Source organism: Shewanella sp. SG41-4, assembly GCF_014164505.1.
GTDB lineage: Bacteria > Pseudomonadota > Gammaproteobacteria > Enterobacterales > Shewanellaceae > Shewanella.
In genome coordinates, this window is the sequence record NZ_JACJFI010000256.1 from 1 (window position 1) to 5,418 (window position 5,418).

Sequence of the window (5,418 nt, forward strand, 5' to 3'; positions counted from 1 at the left end):
AACAACGAGTAGAGCGGTAACAACGGGTAGAGCGGAAACAGCCGAAAAGTAAAGAGGTGTATCTGGGTGTTTTTTGTTCAATATATCTTAGGTTAAGTAATTTTTTACCCTTTACGAAAATAAGCCTTGCTCTAGAACCTTTGCACAGGCATGATTGCTTTTAAGGTGTAATGGTGTAGCGTTACAAAAATACAGCTTGTACTATCCAATACCCAAAAAATAAATCTATTAGTGACCTTTGGTCTGTCGTCAAAAGAGAGTGATAAGTATGCAACAAGATACCATTAATAATGTGCACATCAGTTCAGAACAAGTGCTAGTGACTCCAGCTGAGTTAAAGCAAGAACTTCCATTATCAACTCATGCTTATCAATATATTCTTAATGCTCGTAAGCAGGTATCGGATATTGTCCACAAACGTGATAATCGTGTACTTGTGGTGACGGGTCCATGTTCTATTCATGATATTGCAGCAGCAAAAGAGTATGCATTAAAGCTGAAAAAGTTACATGATGAACTCAGTGATGACTTCTACATCCTAATGCGCGTGTATTTCGAAAAGCCTCGTACAACGGTCGGCTGGAAAGGGTTGATTAATGACCCTGATATGGATGAGTCATTTGATGTCGAAAAAGGTCTAAGATTGGCTCGAGAGCTCATGATTTGGCTTGCTGAACTTGAATTGCCTATCGCTACAGAAGCGCTGGACCCAATCAGTCCACAGTATTTGTCTGAGCTAGTGACTTGGTCTGCAATTGGCGCCAGAACCACAGAGTCGCAAACTCATCGCGAAATGGCTTCAGGTCTGTCGATGCCTGTTGGTTTTAAAAATGGTACTGATGGTAAGTTGGAAGTGGCTATTAATGCGCTTAAATCAGCTGCCAGCAGCCACCGTTTTATGGGCATAAATCAAGAAGGTCAAGTTTCATTGTTACAAACTGCTGGCAACCCAGATGGGCACATTATTCTACGCGGCGGTTTAGCACCTAACTATGATGCAGAAAGTGTTGCCCAGAGTGAAGTGCAAATTCATAAGGCGAAACTCAGTGCCCGTTTAGTCGTTGACTGTAGTCATGGTAATTCATCAAAAGATCATCAACGTCAAAAAAACGTTTGTGAAGATGTATTTAACCAAATTGAAGCAGGCAATAAATCTATCATCGGTGTTATGCTTGAAAGTAACCTCAATGAAGGTAATCAGAGTTCAGATAAACCGTTAGCAGAGCTAAAATATGGTGTTTCTGTCACTGACGCATGCATTGATTGGGAAACCACTGAAACCATTTTAAGACAAGGCGCTAACCAGTTGTCTGCAGTATTACCAACGCGTTTTGAGACGCTGCAGGTTGTCAACGGTTAATGGATAAACAGATGAATGAAAAAACCACAGCAGGCTTAGAGCATCTTCGTGATTTAATTGATGGCGTTGATCAACAATTACTGCATTTATTACGTAAACGTCTCGATTTAGTAGCGCAAGTTGGTGCTGTGAAACATGCCGCTGGAGTGCCTATTTACGCGCCACAGCGTGAAGCATCGATGTTAGCTAAACGTCGAGACGAAGCGCAAAACATGAATGTGTCGCCACAGTTAATCGAAGATATTTTACGTCGACTTATGCGTGAATCTTACCTAAATGAGAAAGATGTTGGGTTTAAGCAGATTAAACAAGATCTTGGTCATGTTGTGGTTGTGGGTGGTCAGGGCAAGCTTGGACTGTTATTTAGCCAAATGTTGGTTCTTTCTGGTTATGAAGTCAAAAGCTTAGATAAAAATGATTGGTAAGATGCTGCCGCCATTTTTGATGGTGCAGGATTAGTAATTGTAACCGTACCGATTAATGTGACGTGTGAAGTGATCCGCGACAAGTTAACCCAGTTACCTGAAAATTGTATTCTAGCTGATCTCACCTCGATTAAAGAAGCTCCAGTAGAGGCTATGTTAGCTGCGCATAAAGGCCCTGTAGTAGGTCTGCATCCTATGTTTGGTCCAGATGTTGGCAGCCTTGCTAAGCAAGTCGTGGTGGTATGTCATGGTCGTCATCAAGAAGCATATCAATGGTTACTGCAACAGATTGAAATTTGGGGGGCGCGCATTGTAGAAGCTGAAGCAGAGCGTCATGATAAAGCCATGCAGCTCGTGCAGGCTATGCGTCACTTTTCAACATTTGTATATGGGGTTAACCTGTGCAAAGAAGAAGCTGATATTGGTAACTTATTACAGTTTAGTTCACCAATTTATCGCTTAGAGTTAGCTATGGTGGGACGTTTATTTGCTCAAGATCCTGAACTCTATGCCGATATAATTTTTGCACAACCAGGTAGCCAACACGCGATTAGTGATTATCTTGATAACTATCGTGATGCACTAACAATGTTGCAAACTGGTAATAGGCAAGCTTTTGTGGAGCAGTTCCAGCGTGTCGCTAAATGGTTTGGTGACTTCGCGCCGCAGTTCCAACATGAAAGTCGTGCCATGTTGCAATCGGTTAATGATATGAAAGCTGGATAGCATTAAATGAAGCATTATTAATTGAACTAAATATTGCGAAATAGTGACACAAAGCTTATGTTTAGTTAACACGGTAGCTAAATATCGCTGTGTTAGCTCAGTAAACTTAGTTACCTTTGGAGGATACCCCATGTCGATGATGCCATCGAATATGCTACCTGTTCAACAGGTTGAAGATAATTCCTTAGGGCATTTTCTTTACGGCTTAATGAGTGCTTTTCCATTATTTTTTGTACCAGTATTATTGAGCTTTTGGCTTAATTTGATTCAAAAGAACGTCAATCCTGATTCTGTGTTGGGGAGTCATCTACGTTGGCAACGCATGAGTATTATTGGTCTATGCCCATTTTTCATTGCTGGATATTGGCTTAGCCCTTTATGGCTGAGTTTACCTATGTATATACTGGGTGTTAGTTGGTTCAGTTATCGTATTTTTAAAGGCTGGATAAGTTTGAATGATGGCCTAGCAGTATAATTATTGAGTAACCTTGAATTGCTCATTATGCTTTAGAATGACACACAAAAATGCCGAGATTATTCTCGGCATTTTTGTGTGTCATTGTTGGTTATTTAATTGTTACTTTGCTTGATAGAGACTATGAATAATTTCAGCTTGAGAGATACCATCTTGATGTAGCAATATAATTCCGTCCGCATTAAGTTGCTTAACGGCAATAGCATGCGTATTTAGCATTGAAGCGTTAATGCAAAAGCTCGTGTTAACGATGACGGGTAAATGGCTACGGGATTTAACTTCAACTAATCCAGCTAAATCGAGGCTTAATTGCTCTGGGTGGGTGAAACTACGTACACCTGATTCGCATAGGCCGAGTTGTTGATTACCGTGACTAAGGACTGTATCAGCAGCTTGTAGCCAATCATCCACACTAGCCATGGTGTTTCTTTCTAATATTACCGGTAAATTGACGGAACCAATTAAGGTTAACATGTCTTGGTTATACATTTGTTTACCACTTAATATCAGCATATCTGCTAATTGGCTCGCAACGATAAATTCTTGTTCTTGATCTATTTGCATTACACATAATAAGCCGGCTTGTTCAATGACCTGTGTATGCTGTTTTAATTGTTGTTCATTGAGTTGCTGTTTTAAATCATTTAACACAATAGCTTGAAAGCCTGATTCTTTGATGTGCTTTGCTTGGGCAGCTAGCTCGGTATTATCTATTGGTAAGTTAATTTGCTGTAGTGCGCTAAATTGTCCTGCTCCTATTTGCAAGTGCTGGCAGAACAATTGAGTATCTTGTGATTTATAATCGCGTGAATGCTTTGCTTGGCTATTAGGCAAAGGCTTTATTGGCTCTTGTTTAGAGCTACCAGGTTCAATCAATAATTGTGCTTGCGACAGTTGTGTCGGTTTAACAGTTTCACATGGATAACAGCCAAGCACTTTGATAAAACGAGTAAGGCGCTCAAGCTCTTTAATCGCTTGTTGTACTTCAGTAGTAGCCAAATTGCCATCAATATCGAGATAAAACATCTCTTCCCATGGTGTTCCTGGTATTGGGCGAGATTCTAACTTACTCATATTCAAATTATGTGCTTTGAGTACTAGTAATGCTTCTACTAATGCTCCAGGTTTTTGTCCTGTTGCCATTATCAAGGTGGTTTTTGCTGGCAGCTGAGAAGGCACTGCAGAAGCTTTTCGAGCGACAACGATAAAACGACTCTGATTGATTTTCTGGTTCGCTAAACCTTGCTCCATAGCAATTAACTGATACAGCGCTCCGCCTTCAGCACTGCCAATTGCCGCTACAGTATTGCTGTCCGCTTCGACTACCTTTGTCATGGCTTCTGCACTACTAGAACAATATTCAAGTTTGATATTTGGGTGTTGGCTTAAATAGCGGCTGCACTGACTGATTGGCTGTGGGTGAGCATAAATTGTCTTAATATCAGATAGCTTGCTATTGGGTTTAGTGAGTAAACAATGACTCACTTCAATAGTCGTTTCGCCCACAATTGACAGCGTTGTATGTTGCAGTACGTCATACACTTCATTGATTGAGCCTGAAGAGGTATTTTCAATCGGTAAAAAACCATAATCAGCATGACCGGATTCGACAGCATTAACGATTTCATCAAAACTTTTGCACCCAAAATCAAGCATTTCCACTTGACGGCGTGAGCAGTAACGACTTGCAGCTAAGTAAGAGTAAGAACCCCTTGCTCCTAAATAAGCCACAGTATATTGCTGCTTTTGAGTGTCCGGATTTGCTCTGCCATGCAGATAAGTTTGCTGAAATAAAACCGAGTCTTCAATAATGCTTTGATAAAGTGATATCACAAAGTGCGCATCAAGCCCTTGGTCACGCCCTTGTTGCACTAACCTTTCCAGTAACTCTTTTTCTCGCTGCGTATCTCGTATAGGTCTAACATCAATTTCTTTACTGCGTGCAACATTGAGGCTCAATTGGCGGCGCTGGGATAATAACGCTAATAAGGATTTATCTAGGGCTGTTATCTGTTCGCGAGTTTGACTTAACTCAGGTGGTTTTTGCATATTGACCTCAATGTGACGCTATATACTGGCGCATGACTTGATACGGCAGAAGTTTATAAGACAAAAAAGCCTCCCAGTTGGGAGGCTTGAGAATTTTCACTTTCGTTTTTACACAGAAAATCCGCCTCCTGGGGTGGGCTGAATAAAAAAGAAAATAAAAAGGCTGAATATTTTTTTGTTCATGGAGTAAAACTAAAGCTCTGACAGGCGACTGTCAACGTAAATTTACTCATAAAGGCTTGAGTATTGGATTACAGACAAAAGAAAGCGCACCCGAAGGTGCGCTGGTGAGAGATAAATAATATCAAGCGGCGTTTTCCTCCTTATAGACATACTCAAATTCGCTTTCTGTGTCATTTGGTAATGATACGTGGCGTTGAGCC

The 5,418-nt window shown here is 40.8% G+C and carries 3 protein-coding genes, 1 pseudogene and 1 other annotated feature; of the genes and pseudogenes, 3 read left to right on the forward strand and 1 reads right to left on the reverse strand.

Going from position 1 to position 5,418, the window contains the following annotated elements; all coding sequences use genetic code 11:
- The first annotated feature begins 268 nt into the window (after positions 1-268).
- The 3 genes and pseudogenes from H5202_RS17460 (at position 269) to H5202_RS17470 (ending at position 2,986) form a co-directional block, all read left to right on the forward strand.
- Positions 269-1,360, forward strand: coding sequence for a 3-deoxy-7-phosphoheptulonate synthase (locus H5202_RS17460; protein ID WP_182773201.1), 1,092 nt, complete (start codon positions 269-271; stop codon positions 1,358-1,360).
- An 11-nt stretch (positions 1,361-1,371) separates the two neighbouring features.
- Positions 1,372-2,511, forward strand: a pseudogene (tyrA, locus tag H5202_RS17465) (bifunctional chorismate mutase/prephenate dehydrogenase).
- 130 nt (positions 2,512-2,641) lie between these two features.
- Entirely contained in the window at positions 2,642-2,986 is a 345-nt protein-coding gene (locus H5202_RS17470) for a hypothetical protein (RefSeq protein WP_182773202.1), read from the forward strand.
- Positions 2,987-3,088: 102 nt separating this feature from the next.
- Here H5202_RS17470 and pheA read toward each other — a convergent pair whose 3' ends face one another.
- The gene (gene pheA, locus H5202_RS17475; RefSeq protein WP_182773203.1) at positions 3,089-5,035 is read right to left on the reverse strand and encodes a prephenate dehydratase; all 1,947 of its coding nucleotides are present in this window, start codon (positions 5,033-5,035) and stop codon (positions 3,089-3,091) included.
- Positions 5,036-5,094: 59 nt separating this feature from the next.
- Positions 5,095-5,216: a sequence feature (Phe leader region), on the reverse strand.
- Between the last annotated feature and the right edge of the window lie 202 nt (positions 5,217-5,418).

Excerpts from the sequence above, each read along its gene's own strand:
- pheA (WP_182773203.1), bottom strand. The coding sequence starts at position 5,035 with ATGCAAAAACCACCTGAGTTAAGTCAAACTCGCGAACAGATAACAGCC.
- H5202_RS17470 (WP_182773202.1), top strand. The coding sequence starts at position 2,642 with ATGTCGATGATGCCATCGAATATGCTACCTGTTCAACAGGTTGAAGAT.
- H5202_RS17460 (WP_182773201.1), top strand. The coding sequence starts at position 269 with ATGCAACAAGATACCATTAATAATGTGCACATCAGTTCAGAACAAGTG.